The sequence below is a fragment of the Kibdelosporangium phytohabitans genome, assembly GCF_001302585.1.
Taxonomy (GTDB): domain Bacteria; phylum Actinomycetota; class Actinomycetes; order Mycobacteriales; family Pseudonocardiaceae; genus Kibdelosporangium; species Kibdelosporangium phytohabitans.
This window is the reverse complement of record NZ_CP012752.1, coordinates 10,421,034-10,437,919: the sequence shown is the minus strand read 5'-3', so window position 1 is coordinate 10,437,919 and position 16,886 is coordinate 10,421,034. Positions and strand designations below refer to the sequence as shown.

The following is a 16,886-nucleotide window of genomic DNA, read 5'->3' as shown; positions in this document are numbered from 1 at the left end:
CTCGATGTGGAGTCGGCATCTTCTAGGCCCGCCTGACCTGGACGATCTCTCGGACACGTTCCGCTGCGGCTCGCACAGGCTCGTGTTCCCAGACACGCACGGACAGCCAGCCTGCTTCGTCCAGCCTCGCATCTGTGTCGGTGTCGCGTCGGCGGTTCGTCTCGATCTTCGTACGCCAGAACGCGGCGTTGTTCTTCGGCCACGTCGCGTGCTGGGGGCAGCCGTGCCAGAAGCAGCCGTCCACGAAGACCGCGACGCGGGCGGATCGGAAGACGATGTCAGCCTCCCGTCGCACACCTGGGATCGGGCGAACGTGAATGCGGTAGCGCAGCCCGGCGGCGAACAGCGCTTTTCGCAGCTCGACCTCGACCTGGGTGTTCCGCGACTTCTGCTTGCTCATCCTCTTGCTGACGCTGGGTGCAGTCTCGAGAGGCGTCACGGCGGTCATTGTCGCAGCCTTCGACATGAGATTGCACAGCGGCTCCGGGCAGCGGTCAGGCGCAACCCAGGTCTGCCAGGAGATTGTCCATGGCAGCCAGGCATTCGTTGACCGAGCACTGGTCTGTGCGCAACCGCAGCTCCGGGTTCTCGGGCTCCTCATAGGGGGCGTCGAATCCTGTCAGCCCGGTGATCTCACCGCGTTTGGCGCGGGCGTAGAGGCCTTTCACGTCCCGGGCGGCGCAGGTGGGCAGGCCGGCGTCGACGAAGACCTCGGCGAACGGGATTCCGGCTTGGTCGTGCGCTGACCTGACGTGGTCGCGGGCTTCCCGGTAGGGGGCGATCACCGGGACGAGCACGAGTACGCCGTGGCCCGCGAGCATCTGGGCCATCGCGCCGATCCGTCGCACGTTGGCCGCGCGGTCGGCTTCGCCGAAGCCGAGTTCGGGGAAGAACGTCGCTCGGACCACGTCACCGTCCAGCACCTGTACCCGGTGCCGTTCGCGGACGCGGTCGGCGAACGCGTAGGCCAAAGTGGACTTCCCCGCGCTTGGCAGGCCGGTGAGCCAGATCGATCCCGTCATCGCCCGTCCCGCTCCTCGTCGGTGGACAGGATGTCCGCGACGATCTCACCGGCCCTGATTCCCAGAACACTCAGCAGGGAGTCGGCGATCCCGTGCGTCTGCTCGTTCAAACCTTGCAGGTACAACGATGGCACACCCCGTACGCGGTACTTCCGGTCCACGGTGACGTCCTCGATGCCCAGGTTCCGGATCAGGCGCGGCGGACCCGGCTCGAAACCCGTGCCCAGCAGCACGGCCGAGCACCGCAGTTCTTCCGACAGCCCGGTGGTGCGGTCGACGACGGTCAGCACGATCTCATCGCCTTCGCTCGTGGCGGCGACCACGTCCGAGTTGACCACCACGGACAGTCGATCCTGGTCGGTCAGCCTGTCCTGATACATCTGACGGTACAAGGTGTCCAGCAGTTCCGGGTCGGACGCGCCGTAGTTGGTCGGCCGCATGTCGGCGAACATCTGGTGCCGCACTTCGGGTTCGCTGCGGTAGAAGGTGTCGACGAACGAAGGCTGGTACACCTGGTTGGCGAACTTGCTGTGTTCGTAGCTGCGCAGCCCCACACCTCTGGTGAGCAGGACGCATCGCGTGCCGGGCAGCGATTGGTAGCTCTCCCAGAGCATCTCTGTCGCGCTTTGGGCGCCGCCGACCACCGCGATGGTCTGCGGCCGCGTCCCTGCCAGGTCGGCCAGCTTCGAGCGGAACTCGGTGCTGTGGATGACTTTCTCCCGTGGCAGGGCTGCGAAGACCGCCGGGATGTGCGCGTCCCGTCCGACACCCAGAACCAGATGGCGACAGGACACAGTGGACTCGTCAGCCATTCGCACTGTCCAGCCGTGTTCCGTCGGAGTCGCCGAGACGCATTCACGGTTGTACTCGATACGCGTTCTGCGCAAGGACTTCGACACCCATTGCAGGTACGCGGAGATCTCCATGCGGTACGGAGTCGAGCTGCCCAGGTTCACGAACTCGTCCAGCCTGCCGACCGAATGCAGGTAGTTGACGAACGTGTATTCACTGAGCGGGTTGCGCAGCGTGACCAGGTCCTTGAGGAAGGAGACCTGGCTGCGTGTCCACGGGAACAGCATCTCGCGCTGCCAGGTGGCGTCCGGGGCGCGTTCCACGATCAGCGAGTTCGCGGCCTTCGACTCCGGCGCCAGTTCCTCCAGCGCGACAGCGAGTGCGAGGTTCGACGGTCCGGCACCGACTGCCAGCAGCCACACGTTCTGGCTTGCCATCAGGACACCACCGGTGAGCACTCGTTGGCGAGTTCCGTCATCCGCATCAGGCACTCGGCCCGGCTCGCTGCCTCGACGATCGCGAATCCGGTACGGGAGTAGTAGAACCGGCCCGCGACCGCCGGTGCGGCGGCGCCACCGTCAGCGAGCGAGACGTGTTGACGAACCCACTCGCTGTCCGGTGATCCCTCGCCGTCGCTGGGGTAGAAGAACCTGATGCCTGCCACGCCGGTGACCTCGTTGGGCACGTCGAAGCCTGTGCCGGTCGCCACGTGCGCGGAGATGGTCGCGAGATCCGGCCCACCCGCGTACTGGGCGACCAACGGGATCAGGTCCCCGCCCAGCCTGCCGTTGACCTCGACGACACGTGGACCGTCCGGGGTTAGCCGGATTTCCGTGTGGGTCATGGAGTTCTGGATGCCGAGTGCGTGATGTGCGGCACGGACGACGCCCAGCACCCGCTCTGGTTCGTCGGCCAGATCGGACACCGGCGCGACGACGTGCCCGAACTCATCGAAGAACGGCGGCGGCCCAAGCACCTTGCCCGCGTACACGATCGGCCGCGCTTCGCCGTTCAGCACCACGCTGTCCACGCTGATCTCGGTGCCCGGCAAGTACTCCTCGACCAGGACACCAGGCTCGAACTGCCAGCCTTCAGCGAAGGTGTTGGCCAGCGCGCGATCCACCGCCTCGGTCAGCTCGGCGCGGTCGTGAACCACGCACACTCCGAAACTGGCGGTGAGCCCACGGGGCTTGACCACGACCGGGAACCCGATCTCCGTAGCAGCATGAACGGCTTCCGCGGTGTCGTGGACAACGTGATACCGGGCTGACGGTACGCCAGCCGCCTCGAACGCCTGCCGCGCGGCGTACTTGTCACGGCATCGCCGTGCGGCGTCGGAGCCGCAGCCGGGAAGTCCGAGCGCCTCAGCGGCTTGGGCAACCAGGCTTATGCAAGGCTCTTGGTGAGTCAGCACTCCGGTGATCCGATACTGGTCGGACAGCGTCGTGATCGCCGCCTGCACCGACTGGCTGTCCGCCGGGTCGATCGTGACGTGGTCGACGATGTACGGCCGTTCCCACGTCGGCTGCTGAGGCGTCAGCAGCGCGATCGCGTAGCTGCGTGCGATCCGCTCGAGTATGTAGCGTTTGTACTCGGCACGGCCACCGCCCACGATGACAAGCACGGGGTCCACCTACATCACTCCGATCCGAACGCGTCTTGATCGCGCGGCCACCACAGCGAAAGCGGCCGTGGCCAGGCAGCCGACCACGAAACCCGACGACCAGAACAAGCCCATCTGGTTCGTGCTGCTGGCAGCCGCGTACGCCACGCCACCGAGCAGGCTGCCGAGGAACCCGCCCGCCGCCCAGCCGAGCGACGCGAACCCGAAGGCCCCGGCGACGGAACCGGTGTCGGCGACCTCGGCGGTCAGCACGTCCAGCTTCGGCACGACCACGATCTCACCGACGCTGAACAGGACGATGAAGCCCACCAGCGCCCAGAAGGCCGGAACGAGCGCGAGGAGCAGGAAACCCGACCCCACCACGGCACAGCCGATCACAAGCGCACGCCAGCTGTCAGTCCAGCGGTCCAGCAGCTTGAGCACGGGGAACTGCAGGGCCACAGCGAGCACCGCGTTGAGCGCGAACAGCAGGCCGATCCCGCCCTTGAGGTCGAACGCCTGGTTGACGTACAGCGGGAAGGTGACCGTCAACTGCGTGTACAGGAACCAGAAACCGATGCTGGCGCACGTGATCCCGACGAGCCGCCGATTGCCCGCGAGCTCGCGCAGCCCGACCCGGTCACGTTGCCGCGCGGGACGCTTGACGGCGTGTGGCACGAGAATCAGCCACACCACCACGTGTACGACGACACCGATGACCAGCATCAACCGGTAGCTGCCGAACAGCAGACCGCCGAGCGCCGGTCCGAGCGCCGAACCGGCGTTGACGACCATGGTGCGCAGGGTGAGCGCCGATGCGCTGCCCGCTCCCGCGACCTCCAACAGCAACACCTTGCCCACGAGCGACAACATCGCCCGACCAGCGCCGAGGGTGATCCCAGCCGCCAGTTGACCGGCCAGCCCGGGCCCCAGCGCGAAACCGATGTACCCGGCGCACGCGACCGTGATCCCGGTGGTGAGCGTGACCCGGCTGCCCACCCGGTCGGCGGCCATGCCGATGAAGACCTGCAAACCCTGATTGGCCAACGCCGACAGGGCAAGGACGAGTCCGACCTGCGCGGCGGACGCGCCCAGGTCGGTCGTCAGGTACAGCGCGAGCAGCGGGACGATCGCGAACGAACAGACAGCCAGCAACAGGATGCCGTTGGCCACCACCCACACCTGGCGCCTGGCGGTCAATCCAAGCGCCTTCCGGTGAACACCTGGTAGTACTCGCCTTCGACGTGCTCAGCCCGGACGTCGACCAGGCCGGCACTGGTCATCAACGCGACCAGTTCGCTGTGCGGCAGGTAATGCGAGCGCCGCTCGAACTCGTGGACGCGTCCGTCGACGGTGAGCCGGCTGTGCCACAACCGGATTCCCTCGTCCGGCTTGTTCGTCAGCCACTCTTCGAGTTCGACGTGGTGCGTCCCGATCGTCAGGCCGCGCCGAGGCGAATGGCTCCAGCCCTGGGCAGCGAGGCTGTCGGCCCGCGCGGTGTCGACGTACAGCCTGCCACCCGGCCGGAGGCACGCCACGAACTGCCGCATGATGGCGACCAGGGCCCCGCGGTCCGGCTGACTGTCGTTGTCCCAGGTCCCCGCGTAGAGGAACGAACAGCCGCGGCACATCACCACGTCGAAGCGCCCGGGACCGAAGTGCCCGGCGAGATCCTCCCAGCGCACGCACTGCGGTTCGAGACCCAGACCGGCGGCGTTGCGCCGGAAGTGGGTCAGCATCGCCGGGCTGCCATCCGAACAGGCGACGTCGTAGCCGCGCCGGAAGAGGTCGATGACCGGGAAACCGCTGCCGCAGGCGCTGTCGAGGACCTGGAGACCGGGTGCCGGGCCGAGCCAGGCGGCGATGCCATCCACAGTGGACTGGCGGTCGGCCCACTCGAAGTGGGCACAGACCTCCCAGAGCGTGCCGATGTCCACGACAGGCCGGCCGAGCAGGGCGTGCAGGCGGTCTCCGACGTCGATACTGGGGAAGCTCATGCGTATCCGTAATCGGTGAGGATGTGCCCGAATCGTTCGTTGAAAAGCGCTTCGTGCCGTGCGGTGAAGACCTCGCGCCACGCGCCGATCCGGCCCTTGTAGAAAGTGAAGGCGCTGTCGTTGAAAAGCTGGTCCGCGATCAGCCGGGGGTCGGCGTCGACGTCGAGGAATTCGAGGATCCTGGTGACCGCGGCCAACTGCCGGTCGGCCGAACCGCCGCCGCGTTCACCGATGAGTTCCTCGAACGTCGCCCGGCACACCCGCGGGTGGTGCAGTAACCACTGAGAGTTCTGGAATTCCGCGAAACCCGGGAAAGCCGGATCGGAGAGTGCGTACGTCAGCCGTTCGTCGAGAGTGGGTTTCGCGGCGAGGATCTCGTGGAAGACCGCGAACTGACTGAACGTGCCATAGCCCTGGCGAGTCAACCCGGACAGGAAGTTGACCATGGACAGCACGACGTCGCGGGGGTCACGGTAGGTGAACAGCATGTGCGGACGGCCGGTGGTGAACCACTCCCGCAGGAAGCGTCCATCGATACGGGGAAGCTCGACCTCACTGAGGATCCACGCGACACCGGCTGGCGTTTCGGCGAAGTCCATCGCAGCGGTCCGCTGAACGGTCTCCCGGATCAGATCGGTGTCCAGCACCTCGCGACCGTACCGGTTCTCCAACGGCATGCCGAACTTGGTCTGCCACGCCCACCCGAGAGCACGCCACGCCTCGTCGGCGGCCTCGGAGAAAGTCGCCGGATCGGCACCGGAAAGCTTCTCGACGGTGACCGGATCGAAAACCGTTTCGACAATACGAGCCTGCGCGGCCCGATCGAATCGCGGCCGAATCCCATCAGTGATCCGCGACTGGCCGTAGATACCGTACCCAGCCGCGACGAGCAACTCCTGAATGAGATGCGTACCGGATTTCATCACCGAAGCAGCAATAACCCGCTCAGCACGACTTGAATCGATGTTCACGAAAAACACCTATACCTTCGCCCCAGTTATGTCGGCGAGTATTACACGACCGTAAACGGGGTGTCAACGCGCGAAAAGCAGCGACCCGAAGGATTTCAAGCTGGCCTGAAACCGCCCAGACCGACACTCACCTGCGGTGATCGATCGGGCACCGAGAGAGGCGAACGCGCTGTTCAGCGGCCCTGAACAGCGTGCAAAACGGAAATCGTGGAACTTCCCGCATTTCGGCGTGCGTCCTATGTGAACAGCCGGTCGGAGCCGGTGGCCATCCGGTGTGCGGCGCTGCGCTTGCTGACCCAGTCACGGATGAGCGATGGACTTGGCGCATTCCTTGCCGTCGTTGTACTCGGCGACCTTGCCCACGTCGAGCAGTTTGTCCACGTACGGGGCGTCGTCCTGGTCGGTTGTCCAGGAGAACGTGGCGGCGAGCTTGTTCCTGTCACGGGAAATGGCGGCGCACTTCAGCTCTGTGCACGTGGTCCGGCTCTTGTCGCCGCACGTGCCGAAGCCCTCACGGATGTCGGTGTCGCCGTAGTCCATGGCGCGCTTGCGCGCGGGCAGGCCTGGGCCGTATTTGGCGTAGGTTCTCTGACAGTCCTCTGTGCGCCGGTTACCGTGATGCCTTCGAGTGGGCCGAGTTTGCCCTGCAGGCTTTGCCAGCCCCTGCCGCCCAGTTCGGCCGGGGTGGTAGCCGTAGAAGCCGTACAGGACCTGGATGCCTGCCTTGGTGAGGCGTTGGGCCTTGTCGTGCAGACCGGCCACGCTGCACCCGCGGTTGTCCTTCTCGGCGCAGTAGTCCGGGTCCTTGATGCCCAGCCACACCAGGCTGACCGGCCTCTTGGTGAACCTGGTGTCGTCAGGCCAGTCGTCCGCGTTGCTCCCCAAGGCACCGGTATGGCTGAATCGCCGGAGAAGCACGATCTTCCCGCGTACCTCCATCAAGCTTGACATACGGTCTTCCAGGTACCAGCGCTCACGGCTCGTGAGCAGGCGCGTGAAGGTCTCGGTGCTCTCGTCGGCCGTGTGTTCCTGTCGACCAACTCCCCGAAGGGGTCCTGGTCGACAGACGGCGAGTCCACCACGACGCCAACCAGTTCACATTCACCTTCGACCTCGCCGCGACGGGACCGAAGCGCGCCTCGGCACCGGGTTCGCGGCCTCCACCCCAACCTGCTGGCGCTATGTCGACGAAGTCGTGAAACCACTCGCCCAACGAGCACCGAAGCTGCGGGACGCACTGCGCACGGCGAAACGTCAGGGCCTGGCTTACGTGGTCATCGACGGCACGCTCATCCCGATCGACCGGATCGCTGCCGACCGCCCCTTCTACTCCGGCAACACACGATGCACGGAGTGAGTTTGCAGGTGATCGTCTCCCCGGACGGCACGATCCTGTGGGTGTCCGGCGATTTGCCCGACAGCGCCCACGACACCGCCGCTGCCCGGATCTGGAACATCCTCGCCGCGCTGCGCGGCACCGGGCTAATCGCCTTGGGCGACAAGGGCTACCACGGATCCGGCAAAACCGGACAACGCGTGATCACCCCGTCCAAGGGTCGCAACAAACCCGAGTCCCAGAAGGACGCCAACCGCGCCCACGCCCGCCTGCGGCCCCGGCGAACGCGCCCACGCCCAACTCAAGACCTGGCGCGTCCTGCGCAAATTCCGTTGCTGTGCCCGCCGCGTCGGCCGACTGGCCAAAGCCATCCACGTCCTACAGAACGACGAGGTCGCGGCCCGCACCGGGTGTCCGGGGCAGTCCTACCGGGAGATCGACAGCGCTATCTTTGGCTGTCACGTTCCAGAGTAGCACTGCGGTCCGCAGTGGGGATCCGCTGACGCGACAGCCACAAACCGGTCAGTACGGCAGTCAGCACCGTGACGACCCCGGCCGTCACGAACGCCGCGTTCAGTCCGTCCGCAAAGGACCCGCCGCCGGTCTCCTCGGCCCGCACGATCGCGCCGAGCACCGCCACCCCCAGCACCGCGCCGATCTGCCGGGTTGTCGTGCTCACGCCCGATGCGAGACCGCCTTCCCGCGGGCTGACCGACTGGATGGCGGCACCGGTCAGCGGTGACAGGGTCAGCGCGAACCCGACTCCGGCGATCGCCAGCCGCCACCACACGTTGCCGTATCCGGTGTCCGCGTGCACGAAACCCAACGCCAGCAACCCCGTCCCGGCGAGCACCAGCCCGGTGGTGACCACGATCCGGAAGCCATAGCGGGCGGCGAGCCTGCCCGCGTACGGGCTGACGACCACCATGCCCAGCGAGATGGGCAGCGTCCGCAGACCCGCGACCAGTACCGAACTGCCCTGCACGGACACGAAGAACTGGGAGAAGAAGAACGCCGACCCCATCAGGGCGAAACCGACCACGACCATGGCCGTGTTGGACACCGTGAACAGCCGCTGCCGGAACAACCGCAACGGCATCATCGGCGCGGACACGCGCCCTTCGACCACGACGAAACCGGCGAGGAGCACCACCGCCGCGGCAAAGCTGCCCACGATGACGGGCGAACCCCAGCCAAGGGAAGCGCCTTCGATCAACCCGAACGTCAGCGTCCCGACACCGAGAACCGACAACACCGCGCCCGGAACGTCGATCGCCTGCGCGCCCGGATTGCGGGAGTCCGCCAGGCCGCGCCGACCGGCCAGCAGCAGCACCGCGCCGACGGGCACGTTGACCAGGAAGATCACCGGCCACCCGAACGCCTCCACGAGAACGCCACCCGCCACCGGTCCCGCGGCCAGGCCGAGTCCGCTGATCCCCGCCCACACCCCGATCGCCCGGACACGTTCCCCGGCCACCGGGTACGCCGCCGTGATCAGCGCCAACGACGCCGGACTCAGCGCGGCGGCCCCGATCCCCTGCAGCGCCCGCGCGGCGATCAGCCACCCGGCCGACGGCGCGAAAGCGCACAACACCGAGGCCACGGTGAACACCGCGACACCCAGCAGGTACACCCGCTTGCGGCCGAACCGGTCGGCGAACACGCCACCGGTTAGCAACAACATCGCCACCAGCAGCACATAGGCGTCGACGATCCACTGCAGGCCCGCCAGCCCGGTGTGCAACCGCTGCCGCATGTCGGGCAACGCCGCGCCGACGATCGTGCTGTCGAGCAACACCATGAACTGGCCGAGACAGGTGATCGCGAGCAGCGCCGTGCGGCTCGTCCGGATGTTCACGGACATGAAACGTCCTTCCCCCGAGGTGATCGAAGGCGCGCAGAGGCGCCGCGGTAGCGGGCGCGTGTCGGCGCCCGCTACCGCGGTGTGCGGCCTTCTTCTTGCTAGGACTTCGTGGTGCTAGGACTCGGTGTCGATGCCCAGGATCAGGTCGAGCAATCCGGGGAAACGGGCACGCAGGTCCTCAGCGCGCAACTGGATCCGCCGGTGCCTGCCGTCGACGGTCATGCTGACCACCCCGGCCTCCCGCAGGATCCGCCAATGGTTGGTCAACGTCGACGCGGGCACGGACAGCCCGTCGGCCGAACACGTCAGTCCGGGCGTGGCCCAGGCCCGCCGCACCAGCTCCAGCCGGACCGGGTCGCCGAGCGCGTGCAGCACCGACACGAGCTCGATCGAGTCGGACGCGGGCTGGGCCAGTGGTCGCATGGCACGACCCTAACCGATGCTTCGACATTTCGGAAGAGTCGAAATGTCGGGCGGGGATGAGCACGACGATGGGGACGGGTCGAGTCGTACGCTGCTGGTAGGTCGAATAGCGGCCCCGGTTGTTGCTGTCGCAGCGGGCGAACAGTGCCGCGTAGCGGGAATCGCCGGGGCCGACCACCTCCGCGTGGACCGCTCGCCGGTCACGCCCGACCTGGATCTCGCAGTCGGCGTTGGCGCGGATGTTGTGCGGCCACGCCGGAGTCTTGGCGCCACCACCGTTGGACGCCACCACGAGATACGCCTCGCCTTCGCGGGCGTAGACGAGCGCGCTGGTGCGCTGCTGACCGGTGCGGCGGCCGACCGCGCGCAGCAGCAGAGTCGGTGTGCCCTGGAGCTTGTGCCCCAGCCGCCCGTCGGGACGCTCGTAGATCCGGTGGTGGGCGCGGATCACCGCCTGCTGGATGTCGACCATGCGCCGAATGCGGTCACCTTCACCATCGAACAGCGGTGAAGTCGATCGGCCGGGGCCGCAGGGTGGCGACACGGGCGGTCAGGCGCCGCCACCGCTGGTCCATGTCCGCGGCGTCGAGCCGCACCCGGTCGCCGTGCCCGGGCAGCAATCATTCGAACCGCAACCGGCCCACCGAGGCGGCCAGCGACTCGGCGAGGAGCTCCACGGAGTACCAGGTGACCGTCTCGGCGATCTCCAGATCGCCGAGCTCCCGCGACCAGTACACGCTGTCGCCTGTGAAGCGGTACCGCTCGTCCACGAGGAACGGCACGCTGCCCCGGGTGTGCCCGGTCAACGGGTGGGCGATCACGCCGTCGGCGACGGTGACCGGTTCGGCGTCGCGGATCACCTGGTCGGCGTCGGGTGACGCGTCGAGGTCGCCTTCGTGATCCACAACGGGGCGCCGAACCGATCGGCGTAACGCCTGCCGTGCGTGGCGTGGTCCCGGTGTGTCAGCAGGACGTCGGTCACCGCGCCGAGCCGCTCGTACCGGGCCGCGAGTGGCTCGCTCCAGCGCGGCGTGTCGATCATGATGTTCCCGCACGGACGGACCAGCAGGTACGAGTTGGCGCCCGCGGTCTGCGACGAGTTGTGTCCACACAGGAAAACCGGGCCCTCGATGCGCATCGGGTACGGGTCGAGCGCCGGTTCCAACGGCGCGTCGGCGCGTCGGATCGACCGGGCGTGGCAGGCGTACGCGGCGGCGTGCGGCAACAGGTCCTCGGCCGCGTTGCGAGGCTGGTGCAGGATCACGGATTTGCCGTCGGCCTCACCGATCAGGCCGGGCGCGAGCTGTCGCGCGACGTCGCAGTTCGTGCACCGGTCATCGACCGACCATTCGGTGTCAGCGGACGTGTTCGGGCGCATGGTGTGCCCTCCTTTCGGGACCATCTCCAGGAGTGCACGACCGGTGCGCCGATGTTCAGTCTTGTTCGCGACCGGTGTATCTGTTCTCACGCAACGGGATTCGACTATCTAAAATGGACTAAAACCCGCTGGGGGCATGATCCCAAAAAGCAGACTCGATGCAAAGGTGCAATGAGTTCACTTGGGGATGGCGTGCGGGTGGACAAGGCACCCGAGGTCGGCCGACGTGGCCACCACGACCCTGTTCAAGCACTTCCCCGGCAAGAAAGCACTGGTTTTCGACCAGGAGGACGACCGCAAGCGCGACTGCCGTTGCCGCGGCGGCGCACGCCGACCCCACCGCTGCATCCAGCCTGGCCGTCCACTCAGCTCAGTGCTCTCTCCGAATGCCGCAGCCGAGTCGAATTCGAGCACCGCGACGAGGTGAAAGGCAGGCCGTACGTCATCCGTTTACCGCATTGGCCGGGCTACCGAGCAATGGCGTAATCCTGGGATATTGCGGCGAGATGAGCGTGCACCGCGTCATGGTGCTCATCGAACACTGCCGCGTCCAGGTTTCGCAGCGACGTTCGGAAGGTCCGACTGAACTCAGTCGTGGAGCGGTGAGAACAGACCTGCCACAACGAACTGCTCGACCGCACCTCATCCGGCTGCGCACCGGCTCACAGTGAGTCAGGCGTCACGTACGGGGGTCACTCTTGCGGGTAGCACGCTGAGGCAACGGAGTAGTCGTAGCGGCGGTTTGTGGTCAACCTCGGTTTGCCGGGTGATTCTGGCAGTCTCGGAACAATCCGTGCGTCAGCGGTTGTGTCGTCCTTTTCGACATCCGCTGGAGACACGCTTCACCGTGGAGCTGGGGTTGTGCCGCGAGGTAAGGGGAGTGCACCGTGCCGCGATCCACGGTTCTGACGGTTCTGGACGACGGCGGCGGTGGCGCGGTGGTGACCGACCATCTGGACCGGATCTGTACGGCGCTGGGCGAACGGGGGCACGCGATCGCCCGCGCGAAGACGGCCGCGGACGCGCTGGCCCTGATCGAGAGCCGAGCCGAACTGGCCGCGGTGTTGGTCGACTGGGACCTCACGCCGCGGGAAAGCCCGGCGCCCGCGGCCGAACCGGCACAACGCCCGGCCGAGGTCGTGCTCAGGGCGTTGATGTCCCGGTTCGGCCGACTCCCGGTGTTCCTGGTCACCGCCGCCACCTCCGTGGACGACCTGCCACTGTGGGTGTCCGAGGTCATCTGCGGCTACGTGTGGCTGATCGAGGACACCCCCGACTTCGTCGCCGGCCGGATCGGGGTTGCCGCCGAGCAGTACCTGCACGACATCCTGCCCCCGTTCTTCCGCGAACTGCGCCGGTTCGAGGACAACCACGAATACTCCTGGCACACCCCCGCACACGCCGGTGGGGTCGCCTATCTCAAGTCCCCGGTCGGGCGCGCCTACTTCGACTACTACGGTGAGCTGCTGTTCCGTACCGACCTGTCGATCTCGGTGGCCGAACTGGGCTCGCTGTTCGAACACACCGGCCCCATCGGCGACGCCGAGCGCAACGCCGCACGTGTCTTCGGCGCGGATCTGACCTATTTCGTCCTGCACGGCGACTCCACCGGTGACCGGCTGGCCTGCCACGCCAGTGTCGCCACCGACGAACTGGTCCTGGTGGATCGCAACTGCCACAAGGCGATCGGCCACGGCCTGACCCTCACCGGCGGCCGACCGGTCTACCTGTTGCCGACCCGCAACGGATATGGGCTGATGGGTCCGATCCCGCCTGCCGCCATGACCCCGGAGGCTGTCGCCGCCCAGTTGCGCGACAGCCCCTTCACCGAGGGTGCGGCGGGCAAGGACCCCGTCTACGCCGTGATCACCAATTCCACCTACGACGGACTGTGCTACGACGCGGTCCGGGTCGCCGAACTGCTCGGTGCCAGCGTCCCCAGGCTCCATCTGGACGAGGCGTGGTTCGCCTACGCCCGGTTCAACCCGCTCTACGCCCGCCGCTACGGCATGTCCGTCGACGCCGCCGCACTGCCCGACGAGGTGCGGCCCACGGTGTTGTCCACCCAGTCCACCCACAAGCTGCTCGCCGCCCCCTCGCAGAGCGCGATGCTGCACGTCAAGAACTCACCACGGTCGCCGGTCGAGCACCGGCAGTTCAACGAAACCTTCATGATGCACGCCACCACCTCACCGAGCTACCCGATGATCGCCGGGCTGGACGTCGCCACGGGCATGATGGACGGCCCCGGGGGCGCCTGGCTCACCAGCGAGGCGATCACCGAGGCCATCCGGTTCCGCCAAGCCCTGGTCCGGATCGGCAGACGCATCACCGACGCCGGTGACCGACCCGACTGGTTCTTCGGCGCCTGGCAACCCGACGAGGTGACCGACCCGGCCACCGGCCAGACCCACGCCTTCGCCGACGCACCGCTCCCCCTGCTGCGCACCGAGCCAGGGTGCTGGCAGCTGGCACCCGGTGCGGACTGGCACGGCTTCGACGGGATGGACGAGGGCTACTGCCTGCTGGACCCGATCAAGGTCAGCATCACCTGCCCCGGCGTGAACGCCCGCGGCACCGTCGCCGAGATGGGCATCCCGGCCCGCATTCTGACCACCTACTTGGAAACCCGGCGGATCGTGGTGGAGAAGACCGACGCCTACACCTGCCTGATCCTGTTCTCCATGGGCATCACCAAAGGCAAATGGGGCACTCTGCTCGACGCGCTCATGGACTTCAAGAACCTCTACGACACCGGCGCGACCGTCGACCGGGTCCTGCCCGCGCTCGTCAAAGACCACCCGGCGCGATACGCCGGACTCACCCTGGCCGAACTCTGCGACCAGATGCACACCCAACTACGCGACAGCGAACTCACCGCGCTACTGGACGAAGCGTTCACCCACACCCCCGCAGCGGTCCTCACCCCGGCGCAGACCTACCAGCGACTGATCCGAGGTGGCACCGAACCGGTTCGCCTCGCCCAACTCGCCGGTCGAACGGTAGCCACCATGGTCGTCACCACCCCACCCGGCATCCCCGTCCTCATGCCCGGCGAACGCGCGGGCGACGAACACGACCCCACCCTGCGCTATCTCAACGCCCTGCAAGAGTTCGACCGCCACTTCCCCGGCTTTCCCAGCGAAACACACGGCGTCACCAAACAGGACAACGGCGACTACTCGATCACCTGCCTACGATGACACGTCCGAATGTCCACCGCACCGCTCGGCGTTGCACCACCCTGGCGCCGTCGGCGGGGAACTGACGGCCTCCGCATGGCTGGAAGATCGGTGAGCTCGCATCGCTCCTTCGCACCCAAGCCGCACTGCAAGACGTTCGTGTTGCGCGGCTACGGACACCCACTCAACTTCGCACCGAGCGCACCGCGACGCTCCCTCGCAACACCGGAGCGGTGGGAGATTCGCAGTGTTGTTCGAAATCCGCCACAAAACTTGCCGGAGCACCATTCGTCCCATAACCGACGTGACGGACAGTGAACTTTCCGAAGACGTCACTGCATCCGCGACCGTGGGCGACGACATCGATTCCCGGCGTGTTGCCTTCGCGGAACGCGGCGCGTCGGGCTCCCTCATATGTCCCGGTGGTGATCACCTGACCGCGGGGAGCCGCGAGTGTGATGTTGACGAAGGTGAGCTGCCCGTCTCTTTGGTACAACGCCATCACTTCCACGCTACCGGCGCTCGACCTCACCGTGAAATCGCCGTTCTCCGACGTCACGCGCTGAGTGTCGCCGCCACCGACGTGGTCGCCGACCGCGCTCACGTAAGCGAACCCCGCGTTGGTCGGCCCCGCGGCGCCTGACACTCCGTAGGACTGAAGTGACGTCCATGCCACGACACCGGCCAGAACGGCCGCGACCCGAAACTTCGAGTTTCTCATTCGATCTCCAATAACGGCGACTCGGAATGGCTTGTTGATCATGCCCGTCGAACCGCTGTTTACCCTTGGCCCTGACGGGGCAAACGCCCGTCTTCGAGCGTCCCGGGAAGTCCGGGAAAAGAAGCTGCCATCGTCTCGGAGGACTCAGGCACGTCGAAATGCCGAAGGGATCCGGCGTACCAACTTCAACGAGCCAGTCTCAGGCCTTGATCCAGTCGGTGAGCAGGTCGGCGACGGTGCGTGGTTCTGGCCCGAGGAGTTCGGCCAGCTGCGGGTCGGCTGGCGAACAGGCTCGGGAAGTGCAGCACGACATATGGTCCGCCGAACAACACCCAGGGCGGCGACCGGGTGTGCGACGATGCTGCCCGTCGCCAAGCATCCAGTCGAGGCTGTGCGCGTAGAACCCGTTGCGCAGTGCGGTCCAGGCGACCCCGGACGTCCCGAGCAACGCTTCAGCGGCGGCGTGCTCCCGCGCCGGGTGAACGGGCTGTCATCGCACGCGTCCTGGTGATCGGTGTACAGGATGCGCTGTGCTCCCGCGACAACCGCGGCCTTGATCGTGTTGCGGTGCCACTAGGCAATTCCATCGCAGTCGGGGTCGTTCTCGGAGATCGGCACAGCACTTACCCGCGCCCCTCGAACAAGTCACGTGATGCGCAGGGGAACACGGCGTTGCCAGCACCCTGCTCGGGCTCACAGTTCTTGGCATCACACAGGAACCAACTCGTCCTGAGACCGTGTCTGTTCGAGCGGCCCAGAATGCCGCGGGGTTGATCCCAAGTGGACGATCAAGTGCCTCGTTTCCGGCAGACAGTTGCGCCGTGGGTCATACCGACAGTGGTCGCGGCGACTTCGTCGAGCGAATCAACTGGCATGCCTGGATTTTGAGCATGGTGGTCGCCGCGTCGGTGGCGGCCAGGTCAACGATGCCCCACGGAGCCCCGGACAACACCCGCATCTGCACGCCGCGGCCGAACGGTCCCGGGTGTTTCATGTCGACCGCGGCGGGTATCCCGAAGCCAGCCTGGACCGTCGATGACACCCCTCCGTCCCCGGCTCAGGTGAGACACAAGTGGCCCCTGAGAGCGGCGTGACCGTCCTTTGCGCCATTTCTCACACGAGCAACGCTGGACTGGCGTGTGTCCGGGCTGGTTCGGCTCAGGTGAAGAGGTCTTCGCCTTCCCGGCCGGATGGGTCGAGGGACAGCAAATCCTCGTGCAACGAACCTATTTCCCGCTCGGTCAGCTCGAATCCGGGGGTGCACTCGACCAGGCACCAGCCCGGACTGTCCGCCGGTGCGTCCTCATCACGCCCGTACGCGGTCAATCGATACAGCAGTTGGAAGGCTGTGTCATACGCCGCGTTCCTGGCGAGCCGGATCAGATCGTCCCGGTCGGCACCGGCTTCCAGTAAACGGGCCGCTGCCGGGGTCGCCTCCAGTGCGCCCGGTTCGGCCCAGCCGTCAATCATGTCCGGCCAGATCGCCCGGAGGACCAGAGTTCTCACGGACGCATCGCTCTGTGCGGATTTCGGTGACATGGCCCGAATACTGCCACAGGACGCCGGTCCGGACGGTTCACCGACCACCGTGATCAAC

The 16,886-nt window shown here is 66.7% G+C and carries 16 protein-coding genes and 2 pseudogenes; 2 read left to right on the top strand and 16 right to left on the bottom strand.

Going from position 1 to position 16,886, the window contains the following annotated elements; genetic code table 11:
- Positions 1-22: 22 nt before the first annotated feature.
- The 8 genes from AOZ06_RS46655 to AOZ06_RS46620 all read right to left on the bottom strand — a co-directional run bounded on the left by AOZ06_RS46655 (position 23) and on the right by AOZ06_RS46620 (position 7,270).
- Complete coding sequence (locus tag AOZ06_RS46655; RefSeq protein ID WP_054295246.1) at positions 23-448, bottom strand: very short patch repair endonuclease; 426 nt, start codon at positions 446-448, stop codon at positions 23-25.
- Between the two features lie 46 nt (positions 449-494).
- Positions 495-1,022, bottom strand: coding sequence for an adenylyl-sulfate kinase (gene cysC / locus AOZ06_RS46650; RefSeq protein WP_054295245.1), 528 nt, complete (start codon positions 1,020-1,022; stop codon positions 495-497).
- Positions 1,019-2,251 (bottom strand): SidA/IucD/PvdA family monooxygenase, encoded by a 1,233-nt coding sequence (locus tag AOZ06_RS46645; protein WP_054297427.1) that lies wholly within the window; start codon positions 2,249-2,251, stop codon positions 1,019-1,021. The genes cysC and AOZ06_RS46645 overlap by 4 nt, the downstream gene beginning before the upstream one ends.
- Positions 2,251-3,438, bottom strand: a complete 1,188-nt coding sequence (locus AOZ06_RS46640) for an ATP-grasp domain-containing protein (RefSeq protein ID WP_169799083.1) — start codon at positions 3,436-3,438, stop codon at positions 2,251-2,253. Before AOZ06_RS46640 ends, AOZ06_RS46645 begins: the two co-directional genes overlap by 1 nt.
- Before the next feature lie 9 nt (positions 3,439-3,447).
- Positions 3,448-4,617, bottom strand: a complete 1,170-nt coding sequence (locus AOZ06_RS46635; RefSeq protein WP_083472392.1) for an MFS transporter — start codon at positions 4,615-4,617, stop codon at positions 3,448-3,450.
- Positions 4,614-5,414 (bottom strand): class I SAM-dependent methyltransferase, encoded by an 801-nt coding sequence (locus AOZ06_RS46630; protein WP_054295242.1) that lies wholly within the window; start codon positions 5,412-5,414, stop codon positions 4,614-4,616. The genes AOZ06_RS46635 and AOZ06_RS46630 overlap by 4 nt, the downstream gene beginning before the upstream one ends.
- Entirely contained in the window at positions 5,411-6,385 is a 975-nt protein-coding gene (locus AOZ06_RS46625) for a hypothetical protein (protein ID WP_157233622.1), read from the bottom strand. The genes AOZ06_RS46630 and AOZ06_RS46625 overlap by 4 nt, the downstream gene beginning before the upstream one ends.
- A 300-nt stretch (positions 6,386-6,685) precedes the next feature.
- Positions 6,686-7,270: a PI-PLC domain-containing protein gene (locus AOZ06_RS46620; protein WP_157233621.1), complete on the bottom strand. Its 585-nt coding sequence runs from the start codon at positions 7,268-7,270 to the stop codon at positions 6,686-6,688.
- A 241-nt stretch (positions 7,271-7,511) separates the two neighbouring features.
- Between AOZ06_RS46620 and AOZ06_RS46615 the strand changes: the two are divergent.
- Positions 7,512-8,132: pseudogene (locus AOZ06_RS46615) on the top strand (transposase family protein); the annotation flags it as partial.
- Positions 8,133-8,166: 34 nt separating this feature from the next.
- Here the strand turns inward: AOZ06_RS46615 and AOZ06_RS46610 are convergent.
- From AOZ06_RS46610 to AOZ06_RS59430, 5 genes and pseudogenes are all read right to left on the bottom strand, one after another.
- A complete protein-coding gene (locus AOZ06_RS46610; protein WP_054295239.1) occupies positions 8,167-9,585 on the bottom strand; it encodes an MFS transporter in 1,419 nt (472 codons plus the stop codon).
- A gap of 114 nt (positions 9,586-9,699) precedes the next feature.
- Positions 9,700-10,008 (bottom strand): ArsR/SmtB family transcription factor, encoded by a 309-nt coding sequence (locus AOZ06_RS46605; protein ID WP_054295238.1) that lies wholly within the window; start codon positions 10,006-10,008, stop codon positions 9,700-9,702.
- A gap of 115 nt (positions 10,009-10,123) precedes the next feature.
- Positions 10,124-10,480: pseudogene (locus AOZ06_RS55495) on the bottom strand (nitroreductase/quinone reductase family protein); the annotation flags it as partial.
- 148 nt (positions 10,481-10,628) lie between these two features.
- Positions 10,629-10,868 (bottom strand): MBL fold metallo-hydrolase, encoded by a 240-nt coding sequence (locus AOZ06_RS59435; protein ID WP_218921892.1) that lies wholly within the window; start codon positions 10,866-10,868, stop codon positions 10,629-10,631.
- Positions 10,865-11,386, bottom strand: coding sequence for a 4Fe-4S domain-containing protein (locus AOZ06_RS59430; protein ID WP_218921891.1), 522 nt, complete (start codon positions 11,384-11,386; stop codon positions 10,865-10,867). Before AOZ06_RS59430 ends, AOZ06_RS59435 begins: the two co-directional genes overlap by 4 nt.
- Before the next feature lie 887 nt (positions 11,387-12,273).
- Between AOZ06_RS59430 and AOZ06_RS46590 the strand changes: the two genes are divergently transcribed.
- On the top strand, positions 12,274-14,589 hold the full coding sequence (locus AOZ06_RS46590; RefSeq protein ID WP_054295236.1) for an Orn/Lys/Arg family decarboxylase: 2,316 nt from the start codon (positions 12,274-12,276) through the stop codon (positions 14,587-14,589).
- 163 nt (positions 14,590-14,752) lie between these two features.
- Here the strand turns inward: AOZ06_RS46590 and AOZ06_RS46585 are convergent, their stop codons facing one another.
- From AOZ06_RS46585 to AOZ06_RS46575, 3 genes are all read right to left on the bottom strand, one after another.
- Complete coding sequence (locus tag AOZ06_RS46585) at positions 14,753-15,172, bottom strand: hypothetical protein (RefSeq protein ID WP_157233620.1); 420 nt, start codon at positions 15,170-15,172, stop codon at positions 14,753-14,755.
- Positions 15,173-16,115: 943 nt separating this feature from the next.
- A complete protein-coding gene (locus tag AOZ06_RS46580; RefSeq protein ID WP_054295234.1) occupies positions 16,116-16,331 on the bottom strand; it encodes a hypothetical protein in 216 nt (71 codons plus the stop codon).
- Between the two features lie 116 nt (positions 16,332-16,447).
- Positions 16,448-16,795: a hypothetical protein gene (locus tag AOZ06_RS46575; protein WP_218921890.1), complete on the bottom strand. Its 348-nt coding sequence runs from the start codon at positions 16,793-16,795 to the stop codon at positions 16,448-16,450.
- Positions 16,796-16,886: the final 91 nt, after the last annotated feature.